Consider the following 16,893-nt stretch of genomic DNA (forward strand, 5'->3'; position numbering starts at 1 on the left):
GCAGCAAGAGGATTTTTTTCATGCCCGATCTCGCCCACATTCGCCAGGTGATGGCCGAAGCCGACTGTCTGTACAGCAATGCGCAAATCGAGGCCGCCATCAGTCGGGTGGCCGAGGACATCAACACCAACCTGGCCGAACGCAATCCGGTGGTGTTCTGCGTGATGAACGGTGGGCTGATTTTTGCCGGCAAGCTGCTGACCCAACTGGATTTCCCGCTCGAGCTTTCCTATCTGCACGCTACGCGCTACCGCAACGAAACCAGCGGCGGCGAACTGTTCTGGAAAGCCAAGCCGGAAGTGTCGTTCATGGACCGCGACGTGCTGATCATCGACGACATTCTCGACGAAGGGCACACCCTGGCGGCGATCGTCGACTTCTGCCGGCATGCCGGTGCCCGCGAGGTGCACACCGCCGTACTGATCGACAAGGTTCATGACCGCAAGGCCCGTCCGGACCTGAAGGCCGATTATGTCGGTCTGCCCTGCGAGGATCGCTACATCTTCGGCTACGGCATGGACTACAAGGGTTACTGGCGCAACGCCGCGGGCATTTTCGCCGTCAAGGGTCTGTAACCGGCTTATTGGGCAGCTGCCCCTACGGCAGCAACCACAACCGCCGCTCCCCGTACACGTGGGTCTGGTTTTCTGCGCGGAAGGGAAACACCTGATAGTCGGCGTCCAGCCACGCCTGAATGCCGTCTGCGTAATGCGGGCTGGCAGGATTGCCGGACTGGCCGCTGCTGTTGAGGCCTTGCATAGGCTCCTCCGCCGCGAAATCCACGACGATGCGCATGGCCGGGATCAGCCAGGTGTCGAAGGATTCGCCCCAGCGATAGGCTGCCACGTTCAGGGTGCTGTGATCGCCGCCGGCCGGATATGGACCGCGATCCACGTAACCGGCAAGTGCCTTCAGGCCATGGCGCTGGGTGAAGCCCAGGTAGGGGGCCAGCTTGCTGCCGTCGGTGACCCAGTGGTAGCGGTGCAGCGCATCCCAGCGCCAGGCTTCGCGATCGTTGCCCAATCGCTGCTCCAGCAACGCCGTGGCGGCCGCCAGGCTGCGGGCCAGGATGGCGGGCTTGTCCTCGGCTTCCGCAGTGCTCGTGTCGTCCCAGAACGGGCTGTCGTCGCGTCCCAGCAGGTGGTCGGCCTGGGCCGAGTAGGACGTGTTGGCGGCCTGCACCAGCGCTTGCCAAGCCGGATCATCTTCCGGTCCCAGTTCGTCGAGGAAGATCTGCCGCGCGCTTTCATGCAGGAAGGCGGCGTAGAGCGCGGCATCCGCCGAATCGGCCGTCAGCGCGCCGTCGAAGGCCAGCAGGCGTTCCAGGGCCTCACGGGCACGGGATTGTTCGGGGGGCGCCAGGGCCAGCAGCGCGCTTTCCAGCGCTTCGGCCATGGCGGGCGCGCGCAGCATGGCCTGCAGCTTGAGGACGAATGGGCTGGTCTGGTCGTACTGCAGGGCAATCATGCTGTCGCGATCATGGGGGCCAGCGGCCAGCACCTGGGCCAGGCGCTCGGCGCGCTCCGGGTAATACCAGGAGCTGCTCAGGCGCACCGGAAAGTCCGCCGGCACGCTGCGATGGTTCGCCGTCCCCAGCCAGCCGCTCTTCGGATTCCGGGCGCTGGGGTGACGAGCCGGGTCGACATAGCCCTTCCAGCCGTAGCGGTCGTCCCAGCCCGGCGAGGGCAGCAGTCCCTGCCCGCGGGCGCGTTGCGGATAGCGTCCGGTGACCTGCCAGCCGATGCTGTCGGCATCGGCGAACAGGATGTTCAGCGCCATGGCGCGCACGCCACGGCTGGCCTCGAAGGCGTCGGTCACCGATTTGGCGCGCGACAGGGCGAAGAACGCATCCACGCTCTGGTCAGTCTCGTTCTGAATGCTGCGGTAGGCCAGCCCGTAGCCGCTCTGCAGGGCTCGGGGTTGCAGCATATGGCGGGGTTCGGTCAGCACGGCATTGAGCAGCGGACCGTTGCGTGTTTCGTGGATGATCTCGCTGACCGGTTGCTGCCCTTTGATGATGAAGGTTTCCCGGCGCTGCCGGGTGGGTTGCCACTCGCCTTCGGCCAGGTAGAGCCATTGTCCGTCACGCCCCTCGACCAGTTGCTCCAGGAACAGATCCTGGTTGTCGCCCATGACCATGGTCATGCCCCAGGCCAGCGAGCCGTTGAAGCCTGCGACCACGGCCGGGAGGCCGGCGATGGCGACGCCGGCGCCCTGCAGCTCCGGCGTGCGCAGGTGCACATAGTTCCAGTAGGACGGCATGGCCAGCGGCAGATGGGTGTCGTTGGCCAGCAGGCTCTTTCCGGCCGTGCTTCGGGCGGGGGCAACGGCCCAGTTGTTGGACGCGGCGGCCCCCAGCAGACGGGTTGCGGCGATCTTCTGGCCGGTTGCAGCCAGCTCCCCGAGGCCGGGAATGGGTGCTTGCAGCGTCAACTCGGCCAGCTTGGCCGTTTCATCGAAGGGCAGGGGTTCGTCGGGATAGACGGGCAGCAGCCAGGCCAGTCGTTCTGTGCCTACCCTCTGGGCCAGCGCCAGCGCGGCGATTTCTTCCTGCAGGTTGGCGGCCAGCCCGAAGTTGAGCAGGCAGAACACCAGGAGCGAGGCCCTCGGGGTCCAGGGCTCGGGGTGGTGTCCGGCGGCGTCCAGATCCAGGGGCAGGCGCCCCTGGTGGAGGGCCAGGTAACGGTTCACGCCCTGCGCATAGCGTTCCAGCAGGTGCATGACCTCGGGGGACACGCCACGTTGCAGCGCCTTGGCGGCCCGTTCCAGATCCACGGTGCGCATGAAGCGGTCGATGTCCAGCACGCCGGCGCCCAGCATCTCGGCGAGCCGCCCGGCGGCCATCAGCCGCATGCCCTCCATCTGCGCCAGGCGGTCGGTGGCATGCACGTAGCCGAGGGCGAATGAGGCATCGGCCAGGCTGTCGGCTTCGATGAAGGGCATGCCCAGCGCGTTGCGGCGCACCGACACTGGCTTATGCAGTCCTTCGAGGGTGATGCTGCCTTGTTCTGGCGGCAGGGTATCGCGATAGTGGCCGTCGAGCAGCGCATGACAGCCGCCCACCGCCAGCAGGAGTGTCAGGGCAAGGGCGCGAAGCAGAGGCGGGGTCATAAAAGCATCCATGCGGGGAGGGCGGACACCATTTCCATGGCCACCCTGTCAAAAACAACCTGACCGCTCAGCGTCAGGCGTACCCAGATTAGCCCAGTCGCTGCTCCAGCAGCCATTTCGCAGCCGTCCGCAGCGCCTCGCCATGTTCGCGCTCCATGGCGGCGAAACGGCTGCGGTATTGGGTGCGTTCCTCGGCGCTCAGTGCCTGCCAGGCGGCATGGGTGGGCACGTCGGCGGTGGCCGCGTAGAGGCTGTGGAACACGGCGCTGTGAGCGCTCTGGCTGAGCGTGGTGTCGTAATTGTCGATCAGCACCTTGATGCGGATCGCGCCTTCGATCATCGGTAACTGGCCGTCAAGCAGGCTGCTGGCGAGGATGCGCAAATCCTCGCCGAGCCGCTCGCGCTGTTGGCGGTCCTGTGCCTGTTGCTGGCGCTGGCGCTGCCAGACCTGCCGCCACAACCACAGGGCATAGCCTGCCAGCAGGCCGATGATCGCCAGCGCGGCGATCAGCAGTGGCAGCGGGAACTCAGGCACCGTGGCACTTCTTGTATTTCTTCTGGCTGCCGCAGGGGCAAGGGTCGTTGCGGCCGATGGCCTTCAGCGGGTTGCGTGTCGGCTCCTGCGGGGCATGGTTGCAGTGCGGGCCGTGCACATGGCCGTGATCATGCTCATGGTCGTGGTCGCAGTGCGGACCGTGGACATGGGGTTGTTGCGTCATGGAGCTACTCCGGTATGTGGTCGCGGGGGATTATCTCGCCGCTGCGGGAAAACCGCACGTCCCGTCCGAACAGCAGCCCGGCCTTCAGAGTGCCCTCCAGCCGGTACTGCACGGGCTGGTCGGGTTTCTCCAGGAGCCGGGTGATCTCGCGAATATGCCGCCACAGGTTGGTGTGCAGGTTGGCGCCGAAGCGACGCACGTCATTGCCCGGAACGATCAGGGAGCGTTCATCCTGATTCCGCGCCAGGGGAATGTCATTGAGAAACAGGCTGTAGCTCAGGTTGCGCACCGGCAGGCTGCGGGAGTTCGGATTGCTGATCTCGAAATGCAGACGAAACAGTTGTTCGTCGAGACGCGCTTCGATGGTTTCCACCCGCAGCAGGCGGATTTCCGGATCCTGGAAGGAGCCGCTCATCCATGTGGAGCAGCCGCCTAGCAGGGCGAGACCGAGCAGCAGGCTGGCGACGAGTGCGTTCTTGGCCAGGGGCATGGGCATGGGACACGGCTGTGAAGTGCGCTCGATTGTAGCGGCCGGCCGCCAGTATTCCTACCGTAATGGTCAGAGGATCAAAGGTAAGAAGCACAACATTTCTTGAACTTCAGCCCACTTCCACAGGGACAGGGGTCGTTACGGCCGGCCTGCAGCGGTACGGTGGGATCGATGAAGTACCAGCGGCCGTCACGCTGCACGAAAGCCGAGCATTCTCGGTGGCTGTGATCGCCGTTTGCATCGTGCCAGCGGGCAGTAAAGGTCACACGCGCGTGTTCGGGGGTACCGCCCAGCACCTCGGCCTGCTCCACTTCCAGGCCGAGCCATACGCTCTGCGCGCTCCAGGCTGCCATGGCCTCACGGTCCAGGCCCGCCTGCTGTGCCGGCAGGGTGGTGGTGACCAGGTAATCGATCAGACCCAGAACGTAGGCGCTGTAGCGCGAGCGCATCAGCTGCTCGGCGCTGGGGGCCGGCAGGCCGGCGTGATAGCGGCCGCAACAGGTGGACAGCGGCTTGCCGCTGGTGCAGGGACAGGCGGGGGACATGGTGCTCACTCGCGTTCGACTCGGGTGCCAATCATAGGTGAAGGCGGGCGCCGAGCGGGACGCGCAAGTGTCCGCGCGTGCCATTGGTCGTAAGTGCCTGCCGCCTGCGTCTGCGAGTCCCTGTGTAATGAAGTTGTCTCGGGCGCTGTGCGCTAGCGCGCATTCAATGTGCTGCTTAACTCACTGGCTATCGGCAACACCGATTATCCAGGAGAACGTGATGAGCATCGTTAGAAACGCGATACCGTTGGTGGTGCTGACCGGCGTGCTGAGTGGCTGCGCCGGCATGCAGAAGAGCGACTGGCCGACCTGCGCGGCGGTCGGCGGCGTTACGGGAGCGGCGCTCGGCGCCTTCGAGAGCAGCAGCTACGCGGGTTGGGGCGCGTTGATCGCCGCTGCCACGGCGGGCGGCTATTGCTGGGCGCAAGGCCAGGGCCAGGAACAGGAGGTCGTGACGCTGGTGGAGATCGAAGAGGAAATCATCGAGCCAGCACCCGCGGAGACCCTGCGGGTCGAGCTGGATGTGAAATTCGATTTCGACCGTCAGGTCGTCAAGCCGGAAAGCTACGCGGATATCCGCGACGTAGCGGAGTTCATGAAGCAGTTCCCGCAGACCACCACGGTGGTGGAAGGACACACCGATTCGGTGGGCACCGAGGCCTACAACCAGAGTCTTTCCGAGCGTCGGGCCATGGCCGTGCGTGAAGTGCTGGTGAGCGAGTTCGGCATCCAGTCCGGCCGGGTCGATGCCATTGGCTTCGGCGAGGCCCGCCCGGTGGCGGACAACGACAGCGAAGAAGGTCGGGCCATCAACCGCCGCGTGGAAGCGGTGGTCGAGGCGCGAGTGGAATAAGACGCTGCCGGGGGCATGTGGACGCGGACTTGTCCGCGAGCTTTGTTCCTCAGGGCGCCTCTGGCCGGGCGTCCCTGGCCGGACGCCCCAAAGCTCGCGAATGAATTCGCTCCCACAGGCTCGGTGCACTCCTCTTAGAACAACCGCGTCCCGGCAATCGCCATCACTACCAGTCCGATCGACAGGTTGATGCCCACCAGGCGGCGGATGCGGCCGAGCACCACGCCGCCGGTCGGCCAGTCCTGCGCTTCCACCGCCTTGCGCAGCTGCGGCAGCTGCAACAGGCTGACGCGCAGGAAGAGGGCCAGCATTGCCAGGTACAACCCGAGCATCGCATGCACGTAGCCGGGTGCCGCATCGAAACCGGAAAAGCGCAGGTGCATCATGGCCAGGCCGCTGATCGGTAGCACCAGCACGGCCGCCCATACCCAGGCGAAGAAGCGCAAGAACACGTCGAGCCACAGGCGCAGGCGCTCCGGCGGCTGCAGCACGGCGACGGCCGCCGGGCGCAGGATCATCCAGGCGAAGAACATGCCGCCGACCCAGGCCAGCGCGGCCAGCAGGTGCAACACGTAGAGCAGGGTAAAGGTGGGCATCGGGTGATTCTCCGCTGTCAGGGCGTAGGGACTTTGGCCGGGGGCGGGTATCATAGCCACCCCGAAAAGTACTGAAAATATATACAGCGCGATGCTCAGCAGCGAACTCAAGTCCCAGATCCAGGGCGCCTACTCCCGCTTTCTCGACAGCAAGGGCCTCAAGGCCCGCTACGGCCAACGGCTGATGATCGCCGAGGTGGCCAAGGTGCTGGGCGCCATCAAGACGGATGACGAGGGTCGCCGCGACGGCGAGCCGGCGGTGGTAGCCATCGAGGCCGGCACCGGCACCGGCAAAACGGTGGCCTACAGCCTGGCCGCCATCCCCGCGGCCCGTGCCGCCGGCAAGCGGCTGGTGATCGCCACGGCCACGGTGGCGTTGCAGGAGCAGATCGTCCATAAGGACCTGCCGGATCTGATCCGCAACAGCGGCCTGAATTTCAGCTTCGCCCTGGCCAAGGGGCGCGGCCGCTACCTGTGCCTGTCACGGCTGGACCTGCTCATGCAGGAAGGTCAGGCGCAGAGCGCCACGGCCCAGTTGTTCGAGGAGGAGGGTTTCCGCCTCGACATCGACGAGGCCAGCCAGAAGCTCTACACGCAGATGATCGAGAAGCTGGCCGGCAACCGCTGGGACGGCGACCGCGACAGCTGGCCCCAGGAGCTGGAGGATGCCGTCTGGTCGCAATTGACCACCGATCACAGCCAGTGCACCGGGCGGCACTGCCCGAACTTCCAGCAGTGCAGCTTCTACCGCGCCCGCGAAGGCATGACCAAGGTGGACGTGATCGTCACCAACCACGACATGGTGCTCGCCGACCTGGCCCTCGGCGGCGGTGCGGTGTTGCCCGATCCGCGTGAAACCCTTTATGTGTTCGACGAGGGCCACCACCTGCCGGACAAGGCTATCGGCCACTTCGCCCATTTCAGCCGCCTGCGCTCCACCGCCGACTGGCTCGGCCAGGTGGAGAAGAACCTCACCAAGCTGCTGGCCCAGCATCCGTTGCCTGGCGAGTTGGGTCGCCTGATCGAAGGCGTGCCGGAGCTGGCGCGCGAGCTGCGCAGCCAGCAGCAGTTCATGTTCGCTGCCTGCGAGCAGGTGGCGGAATTTCAGACCGGCGAGGACGTGGAGGGGCGCGAGCGTCCCCGGCATCGTTTCCCGGGCGGCGTGGTGCCCGAGCACCTGCATGAGCTGGGCATCGAACTGAAGAAAGGCTTCTCACGGCTGACCGATGTCTTCACGCGCCTGAGCGAACTGCTCAAGGAGGCCATGGACGGCGATGCCGGCGCCGGTCTGGCCAGTCACCAGGCCGAGGAGTGGTATCCGCTGTTCGGCAGCCTGCTCAGCCGCGCCCAGTCCAACTGGGAACTGTGGACCGCCTTCACCGGCGAGGATCCCGAGGACAGCCCGCCGATGGCGCGCTGGCTGACCCTGGCCGAGAACCATGACATCGAGGTGAATGCCAGCCCGATCCTGGCCGCCGATACCCTGCGGCGCAACCTGTGGAACGTCGCCCATGGTGCGCTGGTAACCTCGGCGACCCTGACCGCGCTGAACAGTTTCGACCGTTTCCGCATGCGCGCCGGCCTGCCGCGCGCAGCGGTCACGGCGGTGGTGCCCAGCCCGTTCAAACATGCCGAGGCGGGCGTGCTGCGTGTTCCCGACCTCAAGGCCGATCCGCGTGACAGCGCCGCCCATACGGCGGCCATCGTGCGCGAGCTGCCGGGCCTGCTGGAGGGTGCGCGCGGCGCGCTGGTGCTGTTTTCCTCGCGCAAGCAGATGCAGGAGGTGTTCGACGGCGTCGAGCGTGACTGGCGCAGGCGTGTGCTGATCCAGGGCAACCTGTCCAAGCAGGAAACCCTCAACAAACACAAGGCTCGGGTCGATGATGGCGAGCCCAGCGTGTTGTTCGGCCTGGCCAGCTTCTCAGAGGGCGTCGATCTGCCGGGCGCCTATTGCGAACACGTGGTGATTGCCAAGATCCCCTTCGCAGTGCCGGACGACCCGGTTGAGGCGGCGCTGGCCGAATGGATCGAAGCACGCGGCGGCAATCCGTTCATGGAGATTGCCGTGCCCGATGCCGCGCTCAAGCTCGTGCAGGCCTGCGGCCGGCTGCTGCGCACCGAGCAGGACCGCGGCGTGATCAGCCTGCTGGACCGCCGCGTGGTGACCCAGCGCTACGGCAAGGCGATCCTCAATGCGTTGCCACCTTTCCGGCGGCAAATCGACTGATTTTTCACGCTTTTCTTACCGGCTACCCCCTTCTCGGCGCGCGGGCTGTTCAAATTCTGCGCAGCGTGCTAAAACCCAACGGCAATGTTGGTCTAGCCGCTTGAAAAAGAAGGGAAAACCATGACCAAGTCGGAGTTGATCGAACGGATTGTCACGCACCAGGGGCAGCTGTCGTCGAAAGACGTCGAGCTGGCCATCAAGAGCATGCTGGAACAGATGTCGGAAGCCCTGGCGACCGGCGAGCGGATCGAGATCCGCGGCTTCGGCAGCTTCTCATTGCACTACCGCGAGCCCCGCGTAGGCCGCAACCCCAAGACCGGTCAGTCGGTCAACCTCGACGGCAAGTTCGTGCCGCATTTCAAGCCCGGCAAGGAACTGCGGGATCGGGTGAATGAGGAAGGTGAGAGTGTCGATTGAATAATCGAGTCCGCCTAGCAACCGCTTGGGTGCCTGCGTCGGTTCGCTGTACTCGTCCCATAGATGCTCGTAATTTTCAACGGTCTCGCTAGTTGGAATCAGCGATGGCCCGTGGCAGGATGCGGCTTTTTTCAAAGCAACTCGAGGTAGACCTGATGCAGAAACAAGAGGGCGACGCCCGCGCCTATCAGAACGATGAAATCGATCTGGTAGAGCTGGTGAAGGGGCTGTGGGCGCAAAAGTGGCTCATCGTCGCCGTGACGGTTCTGGTTGCTGCCTGTGCAGGTGCATATGCCTTCCTTGCCAAGCCGGTTTATGAAACCAGAGCGAGTTTGTTACCTCCCAATCTGTCTGATATTGCCGAATACAATCTGGGCCGTAGCGAAGCTAAGTTAACGCTTTTTAGCGTTGCGGATGTTTATTCAGTTTTTACGAATAACCTTGCATCTGAATCACTGCGCAGAGAATTTTTCCAGCAGGTTTATCTGCCCTCTCTGGAAGAAACGGGAAAAAACGTGGCCGAAGACCAGCTGTGGAATAGCTTCAACGAGCAGCTGACGGTTAGCGCGCCCAGGAAGCAGCAGCCCACTTATTGGGAAGTCAAGCTGCAGCATAAGGATCCGCAGCAGGCGGCAGAGTGGGTGAATCTTTTTGTTGCTAAGGCTTCGGAGAAAACCGAACAAGATATGCAGCAGAACGTGAAAAGCGAAATCGACATTCGTGTTCAGTCGGTGATGCGCCGGATCGAGGCTCTGCGTAATACGGCCAAACAGCGTCGGCAAGATCGGGTTGCCCAGCTTGAGGAGGCTTTGGACATCGCTGAGGGCACAGGAATTGAATCTGTTCAGGTCAGTACTTGGCAGAATTTCTCCGCCCCTGAATATATGCGAGGCGCTAAAGCCATTCGCTTGGAGCTTGAGGTTCTGAGAAAGCGCCAATCCGATGATCCCTTCATTACGGAGCTGCGTAGCCTTCAGGAAAGCCTTGATTTCCTCAAGGGTGTGGATGTTTCGCCAGACAACGTGGCGGCATTTACCCTGGATAATGCCGCGCAGGTTCCGGAAACCCCGATCAAGCCGAAGAAGGCCTTGATCCTGGCTCTAGGCCTGGTACTCGGCGGCATGCTGGGCGTGTTCATCGCCTTGGTGCGCGGTATGGTGCGCGGGGCGCTGGCCAAGCAATCGCGTGCGCCTGTCACGGTTTGATCCTCTTCCCCGGGCAGTCCTCTGCGGGCTGCCCGCTCCCCACGCTGGAGCCTGCGCCACCGCCCCTGTTACCATCGCGCCTTCGATTTGTCCCCCCCTTTCGAGAGTCGCCATGACCACCGTTCGTACCCGCATTGCGCCGTCGCCCACCGGCGATCCGCACGTCGGCACTGCCTACATCGCCCTGTTCAACCTCTGCTTCGCCCGTCAGCACGGCGGTCAGTTCATTCTGCGCATCGAGGACACCGATCAGGTGCGTTCGACCCGCGAATCCGAGCAGCAGATCTATGACGCGCTGCGCTGGCTGGGTATCGAGTGGGACGAGGGCCCGGATGTCGGCGGTCCGCACGGTCCGTATCGGCAGAGCGAGCGGGGCGCGATCTACAAGAAATACTCGGACGAGCTGGTCGCCAAGGGCCACGCCTTCCCGTGCTTCTGCTCCGCCGAGCGCCTGGATGCGGTCCGCGCCGAGCAGATGGCCAGCAAGGAAACCCCGCGCTACGACGGCCACTGCATGCATATCGCACCCGAGGAGGCGCAGCGTCGCGTCGCCGCCGGCGAATCGCACGTGGTGCGCATGAAGGTGCCGAGCGAAGGCGTCTGCGTGGTCAAGGACATGCTGCGCGGCGAAGTGGAGATCGGCTGGGATCGCATCGACATGCAGGTGCTGATGAAGGCCGATGGCCTGCCCACCTACTTCCTGGCCAACGTGGTGGATGATCACCTGATGGGCATCACCCACGTGCTGCGCGGCGAGGAATGGCTGCCGTCCGCGCCCAAGCTGCTCAAGCTGTACGAGTACTTCGGCTGGGAAGCACCGGTGAACTGCTATATGCCGCTGCTGCGCAACCCGGACAAGAGCAAGCTGTCCAAGCGCAAGAACCCCACCTCGATCACCTTCTACCAGCGCATGGGCTTCCTGCCGCAGGCGATGCTCAACTACCTGGGCCGCATGGGCTGGTCGATGCCGGACGAGCGCGAGAAGTTCACACTCGACGAAATGATCGCCAACTTCGACATCACCCGCGTGTCGCTGGGTGGCCCGATCTTCGATCTGGAAAAACTCTCCTGGCTGAACGGCCAGTGGTTGCGCGAGCTGCCGGTGGAGCGCTTCGCTGCGGAAGTGCAGAAGTGGGCGTTCAATCCCGAGTACCTGATGCAGATCGCCCCGCACGTGCAGGGCCGGGTGGAAACCTTCAGCCAGATCGCGCCGCTGGCCGCGTTCTTCTTCTCCGGCGGGCTGAACCTGGACGCGTCGCTGTTCGAGCACAAGAAGCTGTCGCCCGAGCAGGTGCGCCAGGCCATGCAGCTGGTGCTGTGGAAGCTCGAAGCCCTGCGCCAGTGGAGCAAGGACGGCATCACCGCGGTGATCCAGGCGGTGGCCGAGTCCATGGGCCTCAAGCTGCGCGACCTGATGCCGCTGATGTTCCCGGCCATCACCGGCCAGGCCAGCTCGGTATCGGTGCTCGACGCCATGGAAATCCTCGGTCCGGACCTGACTCGTTTCCGCCTGCGCCAGGCCATCGAACTGCTCGGTGGCGTGTCGAAGAAGGAAAACAAGGAGTGGGAGAAGCTGCTGGCGGCCATCGCCTGATTCAGTGTTTCCTGTGATTCATGGGGGCCGGCATCGCTGGCCCTTTTCATTACTGCAGTACGGGAGTCGTCTCGCATGTTTGAAATCCAGCCCATGAGCCCGGAGCGTTACCGCAAGGAAACCCGCACCATCACCCTGGCCATCCTGGCCATCTTCGTGTTGCTGGGACTGACCTCGGCCACCGTCGCTGTGAAACTGTTCGGCGAGCCGGGCGGCGACAACTTCCGCTGGAACCTGCTGGGCGTGCTGACCGGCCTGGCAGCGACCGTGGCCATTGTGCGCCTCAAGCTCTGGTCGACGCCCTGGATGGCGCCGGCGGTGTATGGCTGGCTGCTCAAGCGCAGCCTGATGCGCGTCACCAATCAGATGCACCAGGTCAAGGCCGGTGTGGAGGCTGGAGATCCGGCGGCGATGAAGCTGCTGCGCTTCTACCACCTGGGCGCGACCCAGATGTTTCAGCTCGACGGCAACCTCACCGAGCTGAGCCAGATGGTGCGCGAGATCGACCAGCACCGCGAGGCCATGGAAGCGCAGGGGCTGGATATCGAGCAGAGTCGTCTCGATCCGAGTTGGTTGGAAGCGGTGAAGCGCTTCAAATAGATATTGAGCCGCCATGCGCCTCGTGCCCACTGGTCAGGCGGCCAGCGGGGCAACGGAATGGCTTCAAGGGTTTGGCTAGGCTCAGGCTACGGTGACCGGGGACTGACCCTCTCGTTGCTGTCGATGCTGGAGGCGCATGACATGGCCAGATTCTTGAAAAGCTTTCCCTCGCTGATGCTCGCGACCGCCTTGTTGGTCTTTGCGAGCCTGTTCAATCCCGCAAGCGCCGCTACTGCCGAGGAGTTGACCGCCGAAGCTCAGCTGGCGCTGAAGGCGCTTTATCGGACCCAGCCCTTTGCCGAAACCATTTCGCGCAATGCCGCGGCTGTTCTGGTCTTCCCGAAGATCGTCAAGGCCGGCCTGGTGTTCGGCGGCAGTTACGGCGAAGGCGTGCTGTTCCGGGACTCGAAAGCCGCTGGCTACTACAACTCCGTGGGTGGCTCCTGGGGATTGCAGGTCGGTGCGCAATCATACGGCTATGCACTGTTCCTGATGACCGACAAGGCCGTGGATTACCTGCGTCAGACCAAGGGCTGGGAAATCGGCGTGGGGCCGACCGTGGTCGTGGTCGATGAGGGCGCGGCCAGGAACCTGTCGACCTCGACCCTGAAGGATGATGCCTATGCCTTCATCTTCGACCAGCAGGGGCTGATGGCGGGTCTCAGTATCGAGGGCACCAAGATCACGCCCATCAAGCCCTGAACGGCCTGCCCGCGCTAGCGCTCGACCCGCTGCAGCGCGCCCTCCTTGCTCAGGTGCAGGCGCAGGAAGTCGTCAGCCAGGAACAGGGTTCCCGGATAGCGCGCCTTGGCTTCGTCGTGCAGCTCGTCGATGCAGGCGCCGCGCCCAGGCGCCTGCTGATAGCGGGCACTGAAGTGGGTGAGCACCAGGTTCGGCAATCCGGCCTCCTGCGCAAACGCGGCCACCGCCGCGGCGGTGCTGTGACCGAAACTGCCGCGCGCGTCGTTGACGGCGGCCTCGGTGAAGGTTGCCTCGTGCACCAGCACCTGGGCGCCTCGGCAGGCGTCCGCCAGCAGGGCGGGCGTGTCGTTGTCGCCGCCGACCACGATGACGCGTGGCGGCCGGCCGGGCAGCAGGTAGTTCTCGCTGCGCAATCGGCGTCCCTCGTGCTCGGCGTCGAAGCCCCGCGCCAGCTGGCCCCACAACGGACCCCGGGGAATCGCTTCGCGCTCCAGGCGCGCGATATCCAGTGTCGTATCCGGCCGTGCCTCCTCGAACCGATAGGCGAAGCTGGGGCTGCGATGGGACAGTGCGGTGCGGCGCACGCGCATTTGCGGCGTGCGCCATTCCTGCAAGGTTTCGACCGCGTGGAAGACCAGCGGGTAGGGCAGATGCGTCTGGCTCATGGCGAGCGTGGCGTGCAGCCAGGCCTCGATGCCCTGCGGCGCGATGATCTCCAGCGGCGCCTGGCGACCCTGCAGCGCCGCGCTGGCCAGCAGCCCGGGCAGGCCGAAGCAGTGATCGCCGTGCACGTGAGTGATGAAGATGGCGCGCAGCGCCGACAGCGACAGCGGCGTGCGCAGCACCTGGTGTTGCGTGGCCTCGCCGCAATCGATCAGGTACCAGCCCTTGCCATTCCCCTCCAGCAGCCCGAGCCCGCTGACATTGCGCGCCCGGGTCGGCGTGCCGGAGGAGGTGCCGAGAAACAGCAGGTCCATGGTTCAGCCCAGCGGACCTTCGAAGGTCCACTGCTCCTGGGGATGGCGATCGCTGGCCTTCTCGCGGGCCTGCAGCGCTTCCGGCAGCTGCGCCGCGTCACCCTGGTAGCCGATGGCGATGAAGGCGTTGATCGCCAGGTTGTCCGGCACCCGCAGGTAATCCCGCGCGCGCACGTTGTCGAAGCCGCCCATGGCATGGGTGACCAGCCCCATGGACCGGGCCTGCAGCGCCAGGCTCATCCAGGCGGCGCCGGCGTCGAAGGCATGGCTGGCGAACGGTTTTTCGCTACCGTCGCTGCCCACATAGGAGGTGGTGGACAGCAGCGCCACCAGCGCGCCGGCGTGCTTCGCCCAGACCTGGTTGCCTTCGGCCAGCAGATCCACGAAGCGCTCGAACAGCGGCGTGCCCTGGAGCGCATAGCAGAAGCGCCACGGCTGCACGTTCATCGCCGACGGTGCCCAGCGTGCCGCTTCGAACAGCGCGCTCAGCTGCTCCCGGCAAAGCGCCTGGCCGGTGAAGGCGCGGGGCGACCAGCGGCCGGGGAAGCTGGCATCGACGGGATGCTGTGGCTGTCGGGTATTGCTCATGCCGTACTCCTGGCAATGGGAAAGGGACGATTAACGCAAAAAGTCCGGGCGGTGCCAACGTTGTGGTGCGTGCCTGAGCGCGCGCAAGCCGGTATCTTTCCGCCACTGACAACCGCTCAAGGAGAGCCCGATGAGCCTGCACGGCGACTACGACGCCCAGAACATCTTCGCCAAGATCATTCGCGGCGAAGCCCCCTGCTACAAGCTGTACGAGGACGAGTATGTGCTGGCGTTCCTCGATCTGTTCCCGCAGTCCCGTGGCCACGCGCTGGTCATTCCGAAGCAGGCGGCGGCGCGCAACCTGCTGGACATCGACGCGGACAGCCTGGGCAGGCTGGCCCTGGCCACCCAGAAGGTGGCGCGCGCGGTGGCCGAGGAGCTGGAGCCGGCCGGCATCCAGATTGCTCAGTTCAACGGCGCCCCGGCCGGGCAGACGGTGTTCCACATCCACTTCCACATCGTGCCCCGCTACGAAGGTCAGGGCCTGGGCGTGCATGCGGCGCAGAAGGGTGACGAAGCCGATCTGAAGGTTCTGCAGGAACGCCTGGCCAAGCGCCTGGCGGGCTGAGGTTAACGCCACCTAGGGCGGTCAGCGCTTTCCTGGCCGCCGTTAGTCCGGCGGGGGCCCCATGGTGGACAAGGAAAACGTTGTCCACCCTACGAGGCCGGCACGAACGAAGGGCGGCCAGCGTTTTTCCGGCCGCCGCCAGGTGGCCCGTGATGGCCCTCAGGCCTGTCCGGCGCGGCGCAGCAGCTGCTTGCAGCGCTCCGACAGGTGCACCACCCGCAGCTGCTTGCCGGTCCGTGCATAGCGGTCGCGCAGCACCTTGAGCGCCTCGATCGCCGAATAGTCGACGAACGACAGGTGCTTGCAGTCCAGGGTGACCTGCTGCGGATCATTGGTCGGGTCGAACAGCTCCAGGAAGCGGGTCGTCGAAGCGAAGAACAGCGTGCCGTGGGGCAGGTAGAGTCGGCTGCCGTCGGCCTGGTCGTGGCTGTCCGCGTACAGCTCGCGCCCCTGCTGCCAGGCGAAGTTCAGCGCGGCGATGATGATGCCGCACAGCACCGCCATCGCCAGGTCGGTGAACACCGTGATGAGGGTCACCGCGACGATCACCAGCGCATCGTTGCGCGGCACGCGGTTCATCACCCGCAGCGAGGCCCAGGCGAAGGTCTGCTGCGCCACCACGAACATCACGCCCACCAGCGCCGCCAGCGGGATCTGCTCGATCAGCGGCGACAGGAACAGCACATACAGCAGGATCATCACCCCGGCCACCACGCCCGACAGGCGCCCGCGCCCGCCGGAGCCCAGGTTGATCATGGTCTGGCCGATCATTGCGCAACCGCCCATGCCGCCGCACAGCCCTGAGGTGAGGTTCGCCGCGCCCAGCGCCACGCATTCGCGGTTGGTATGCCCGCGACTCTGGGTGATCTCGTCGGTGAGGTTGAGGGTCAGCAGGGTTTCCAGCAGGCCGACCAGTCCCATCAGCACGGCATACGGCGCGATGATGCGCAGCGTGTCCAGGGTCCATGGGACGTCGGGCAGGGCAATGCTCGGCAGGCCCCCGGCCATCGGCGCCATGTCGCCGAGGGTATGGGTCGGCAAGGCGAAGAACCAGGTCGCCGCGCCCAGGCCGAGGATCGCCGCCAGGGCCGAGGGAATGGCGCGGGTCAGGCGCGGCAGCAGATAGACGATCAGCATGGTGGCCGCGATCAGCCCCAGCATCCAGTACAGGCTCGGGCCGCTCATCCACTGGCCATCCACCTTCAGGTGTTCGAGCTGCGCCAGCGCAATGACGATCGCCAGGCCGTTCACGAAGCCGAGCATCACCGGGTGCGGCACCATGCGGATCAGCTTGCCGAGCCGCAGCACGCCGAACAGCACCATCAGCAGTCCGCTCAGCAATACCGTGGCCAGCAGATACTGGGCGCCATGCTCGACCACAAGGGCGATGATCACCACCGCCATCGAGCCGGCCGCCCCGGACACCATGCCCGGCCGACCGCCGAACAGTGCGGTGATCGTGCAGATGATGAAGGCGCCATACAGGCCCATCAGCGGATTGAGCTGGGCCACCAGGGCGAAGGCGATGCACTCGGGCACCAGGGCGAACGAGGTGGTCAGTCCGGCCAGTACATCGGCGCGGAGCCGGGTGAGTTTCATGAGGTACCTGAAAGCAGTTGGCGCAGCCAGAGACGGCCGCAGGCAGAGCGGGAACGGCGCGGATGGTAAAGGAAGCGGAGCAGGGTGCCTAGTTCGCGTGAG

The 16,893-nt window shown here is 64.9% G+C and carries 18 protein-coding genes; 9 read left to right on the forward strand and 9 right to left on the reverse strand.

Going from position 1 to position 16,893, the window contains the following annotated elements:
• Nucleotides 1-20 precede the first annotated feature (20 nt).
• Nucleotides 21-575, forward strand: a complete 555-nt coding sequence (locus PT85_RS04950; RefSeq protein ID WP_027589408.1) for a hypoxanthine-guanine phosphoribosyltransferase — start codon at nucleotides 21-23, stop codon at nucleotides 573-575.
• A gap of 22 nt (nucleotides 576-597) precedes the next feature.
• Here the strand turns inward: PT85_RS04950 and PT85_RS04955 are convergent, their stop codons facing one another.
• The 5 genes from PT85_RS04955 to PT85_RS04975 all read right to left on the reverse strand — a co-directional run bounded on the left by PT85_RS04955 (nucleotide 598) and on the right by PT85_RS04975 (nucleotide 4,865).
• Nucleotides 598-3,111 (reverse strand): penicillin acylase family protein, encoded by a 2,514-nt coding sequence (locus tag PT85_RS04955; RefSeq protein WP_234702665.1) that lies wholly within the window; start codon nucleotides 3,109-3,111, stop codon nucleotides 598-600.
• Nucleotides 3,112-3,199: 88 nt separating this feature from the next.
• Nucleotides 3,200-3,646, reverse strand: a complete 447-nt coding sequence (locus PT85_RS04960; RefSeq protein WP_197058160.1) for a DUF2489 domain-containing protein — start codon at nucleotides 3,644-3,646, stop codon at nucleotides 3,200-3,202.
• On the reverse strand, nucleotides 3,639-3,830 hold the full coding sequence (locus PT85_RS04965; RefSeq protein ID WP_039606098.1) for an SEC-C metal-binding domain-containing protein: 192 nt from the start codon (nucleotides 3,828-3,830) through the stop codon (nucleotides 3,639-3,641). The genes PT85_RS04960 and PT85_RS04965 overlap by 8 nt, the downstream gene beginning before the upstream one ends.
• Before the next feature lie 4 nt (nucleotides 3,831-3,834).
• Complete coding sequence (locus PT85_RS04970) at nucleotides 3,835-4,326, reverse strand: LEA type 2 family protein (protein ID WP_051587329.1); 492 nt, start codon at nucleotides 4,324-4,326, stop codon at nucleotides 3,835-3,837.
• A gap of 71 nt (nucleotides 4,327-4,397) precedes the next feature.
• Entirely contained in the window at nucleotides 4,398-4,865 is a 468-nt protein-coding gene (locus PT85_RS04975; RefSeq protein WP_039606099.1) for a YchJ family protein, read from the reverse strand.
• A gap of 220 nt (nucleotides 4,866-5,085) precedes the next feature.
• Here PT85_RS04975 and PT85_RS04980 point away from each other — a divergent pair, with 220 nt between their 5' ends.
• Complete coding sequence (locus PT85_RS04980) at nucleotides 5,086-5,718, forward strand: OmpA family protein (RefSeq protein WP_074467495.1); 633 nt, start codon at nucleotides 5,086-5,088, stop codon at nucleotides 5,716-5,718.
• Between the two features lie 134 nt (nucleotides 5,719-5,852).
• Here the strand turns inward: PT85_RS04980 and PT85_RS04985 are convergent, their stop codons facing one another.
• Entirely contained in the window at nucleotides 5,853-6,314 is a 462-nt protein-coding gene (locus PT85_RS04985; protein WP_039606100.1) for a CopD family protein, read from the reverse strand.
• Between the two features lie 91 nt (nucleotides 6,315-6,405).
• Here PT85_RS04985 and dinG point away from each other — a divergent pair, with 91 nt between their 5' ends.
• The 6 genes from dinG (at nucleotide 6,406) to PT85_RS05015 (ending at nucleotide 13,059) form a co-directional block, all read left to right on the forward strand.
• The gene (gene dinG, locus PT85_RS04990; protein ID WP_039606101.1) at nucleotides 6,406-8,541 is read left to right on the forward strand and encodes an ATP-dependent DNA helicase DinG; all 2,136 of its coding nucleotides are present in this window, start codon (nucleotides 6,406-6,408) and stop codon (nucleotides 8,539-8,541) included.
• 120 nt (nucleotides 8,542-8,661) lie between these two features.
• Nucleotides 8,662-8,958, forward strand: coding sequence for an integration host factor subunit beta (gene ihfB, locus PT85_RS04995; protein WP_039606102.1), 297 nt, complete (start codon nucleotides 8,662-8,664; stop codon nucleotides 8,956-8,958).
• Nucleotides 8,959-9,113: 155 nt separating this feature from the next.
• Entirely contained in the window at nucleotides 9,114-10,163 is a 1,050-nt protein-coding gene (locus PT85_RS05000; RefSeq protein WP_039606365.1) for an LPS O-antigen chain length determinant protein WzzB, read from the forward strand.
• 112 nt (nucleotides 10,164-10,275) lie between these two features.
• A complete protein-coding gene (gltX, locus tag PT85_RS05005; protein WP_039606103.1) occupies nucleotides 10,276-11,757 on the forward strand; it encodes a glutamate--tRNA ligase in 1,482 nt (493 codons plus the stop codon).
• A gap of 75 nt (nucleotides 11,758-11,832) precedes the next feature.
• Nucleotides 11,833-12,357, forward strand: coding sequence for a DUF3087 domain-containing protein (locus PT85_RS05010; RefSeq protein WP_039606104.1), 525 nt, complete (start codon nucleotides 11,833-11,835; stop codon nucleotides 12,355-12,357).
• A gap of 141 nt (nucleotides 12,358-12,498) precedes the next feature.
• A complete protein-coding gene (locus PT85_RS05015; protein ID WP_039606105.1) occupies nucleotides 12,499-13,059 on the forward strand; it encodes a lipid-binding SYLF domain-containing protein in 561 nt (186 codons plus the stop codon).
• A 14-nt stretch (nucleotides 13,060-13,073) separates the two neighbouring features.
• Here the strand turns inward: PT85_RS05015 and PT85_RS05020 are convergent, their stop codons facing one another.
• Together PT85_RS05020 and PT85_RS05025 are read right to left on the reverse strand one after the other, a co-directional pair.
• The gene (locus PT85_RS05020; RefSeq protein WP_039606106.1) at nucleotides 13,074-14,036 is read right to left on the reverse strand and encodes a ribonuclease Z; all 963 of its coding nucleotides are present in this window, start codon (nucleotides 14,034-14,036) and stop codon (nucleotides 13,074-13,076) included.
• Nucleotides 14,037-14,039: 3 nt separating this feature from the next.
• Entirely contained in the window at nucleotides 14,040-14,624 is a 585-nt protein-coding gene (locus PT85_RS05025) for a nitroreductase family protein (protein WP_039606107.1), read from the reverse strand.
• 130 nt (nucleotides 14,625-14,754) lie between these two features.
• On the opposite strand from PT85_RS05025, the gene PT85_RS05030 reads away from it, so the two are divergent.
• Nucleotides 14,755-15,192, forward strand: coding sequence for an HIT family protein (locus tag PT85_RS05030; RefSeq protein WP_039562780.1), 438 nt, complete (start codon nucleotides 14,755-14,757; stop codon nucleotides 15,190-15,192).
• A gap of 159 nt (nucleotides 15,193-15,351) precedes the next feature.
• On the opposite strand, the gene PT85_RS05035 is transcribed toward PT85_RS05030, so the two are convergent.
• The gene (locus PT85_RS05035) at nucleotides 15,352-16,791 is read right to left on the reverse strand and encodes a SulP family inorganic anion transporter (protein WP_027589390.1); all 1,440 of its coding nucleotides are present in this window, start codon (nucleotides 16,789-16,791) and stop codon (nucleotides 15,352-15,354) included.
• Nucleotides 16,792-16,893 lie beyond the last annotated feature (102 nt).

The sequence above is a fragment of the Pseudomonas flexibilis genome (assembly GCF_000806415.1).
GTDB classification, from domain to species: domain Bacteria; phylum Pseudomonadota; class Gammaproteobacteria; order Pseudomonadales; family Pseudomonadaceae; genus Serpens; species Serpens flexibilis.

Excerpts from the sequence above, each read along its gene's own strand:
- PT85_RS05010 (WP_039606104.1), top strand. The coding sequence starts at position 11,833 with ATGTTTGAAATCCAGCCCATGAGCCCGGAGCGTTACCGCAAGGAAACC.
- PT85_RS05025 (WP_039606107.1), bottom strand. The coding sequence starts at position 14,624 with ATGAGCAATACCCGACAGCCACAGCATCCCGTCGATGCCAGCTTCCCC.
- PT85_RS05015 (WP_039606105.1), top strand. The coding sequence starts at position 12,499 with ATGGCCAGATTCTTGAAAAGCTTTCCCTCGCTGATGCTCGCGACCGCC.
- PT85_RS05035 (WP_027589390.1), bottom strand. The coding sequence starts at position 16,791 with ATGAAACTCACCCGGCTCCGCGCCGATGTACTGGCCGGACTGACCACC.
- PT85_RS04965 (WP_039606098.1), bottom strand. The coding sequence starts at position 3,830 with ATGACGCAACAACCCCATGTCCACGGTCCGCACTGCGACCACGACCAT.
- PT85_RS04985 (WP_039606100.1), bottom strand. The coding sequence starts at position 6,314 with ATGCCCACCTTTACCCTGCTCTACGTGTTGCACCTGCTGGCCGCGCTG.
- PT85_RS04970 (WP_051587329.1), bottom strand. The coding sequence starts at position 4,326 with ATGCCCATGCCCCTGGCCAAGAACGCACTCGTCGCCAGCCTGCTGCTC.
- PT85_RS05030 (WP_039562780.1), top strand. The coding sequence starts at position 14,755 with ATGAGCCTGCACGGCGACTACGACGCCCAGAACATCTTCGCCAAGATC.
- PT85_RS04980 (WP_074467495.1), top strand. The coding sequence starts at position 5,086 with ATGAGCATCGTTAGAAACGCGATACCGTTGGTGGTGCTGACCGGCGTG.
- PT85_RS04955 (WP_234702665.1), bottom strand. The coding sequence starts at position 3,111 with ATGACCCCGCCTCTGCTTCGCGCCCTTGCCCTGACACTCCTGCTGGCG.
- ihfB (WP_039606102.1), top strand. The coding sequence starts at position 8,662 with ATGACCAAGTCGGAGTTGATCGAACGGATTGTCACGCACCAGGGGCAG.
- gltX (WP_039606103.1), top strand. The coding sequence starts at position 10,276 with ATGACCACCGTTCGTACCCGCATTGCGCCGTCGCCCACCGGCGATCCG.
- PT85_RS04950 (WP_027589408.1), top strand. The coding sequence starts at position 21 with ATGCCCGATCTCGCCCACATTCGCCAGGTGATGGCCGAAGCCGACTGT.
- PT85_RS05000 (WP_039606365.1), top strand. The coding sequence starts at position 9,114 with ATGCAGAAACAAGAGGGCGACGCCCGCGCCTATCAGAACGATGAAATC.
- dinG (WP_039606101.1), top strand. The coding sequence starts at position 6,406 with ATGCTCAGCAGCGAACTCAAGTCCCAGATCCAGGGCGCCTACTCCCGC.
- PT85_RS04975 (WP_039606099.1), bottom strand. The coding sequence starts at position 4,865 with ATGTCCCCCGCCTGTCCCTGCACCAGCGGCAAGCCGCTGTCCACCTGT.
- PT85_RS05020 (WP_039606106.1), bottom strand. The coding sequence starts at position 14,036 with ATGGACCTGCTGTTTCTCGGCACCTCCTCCGGCACGCCGACCCGGGCG.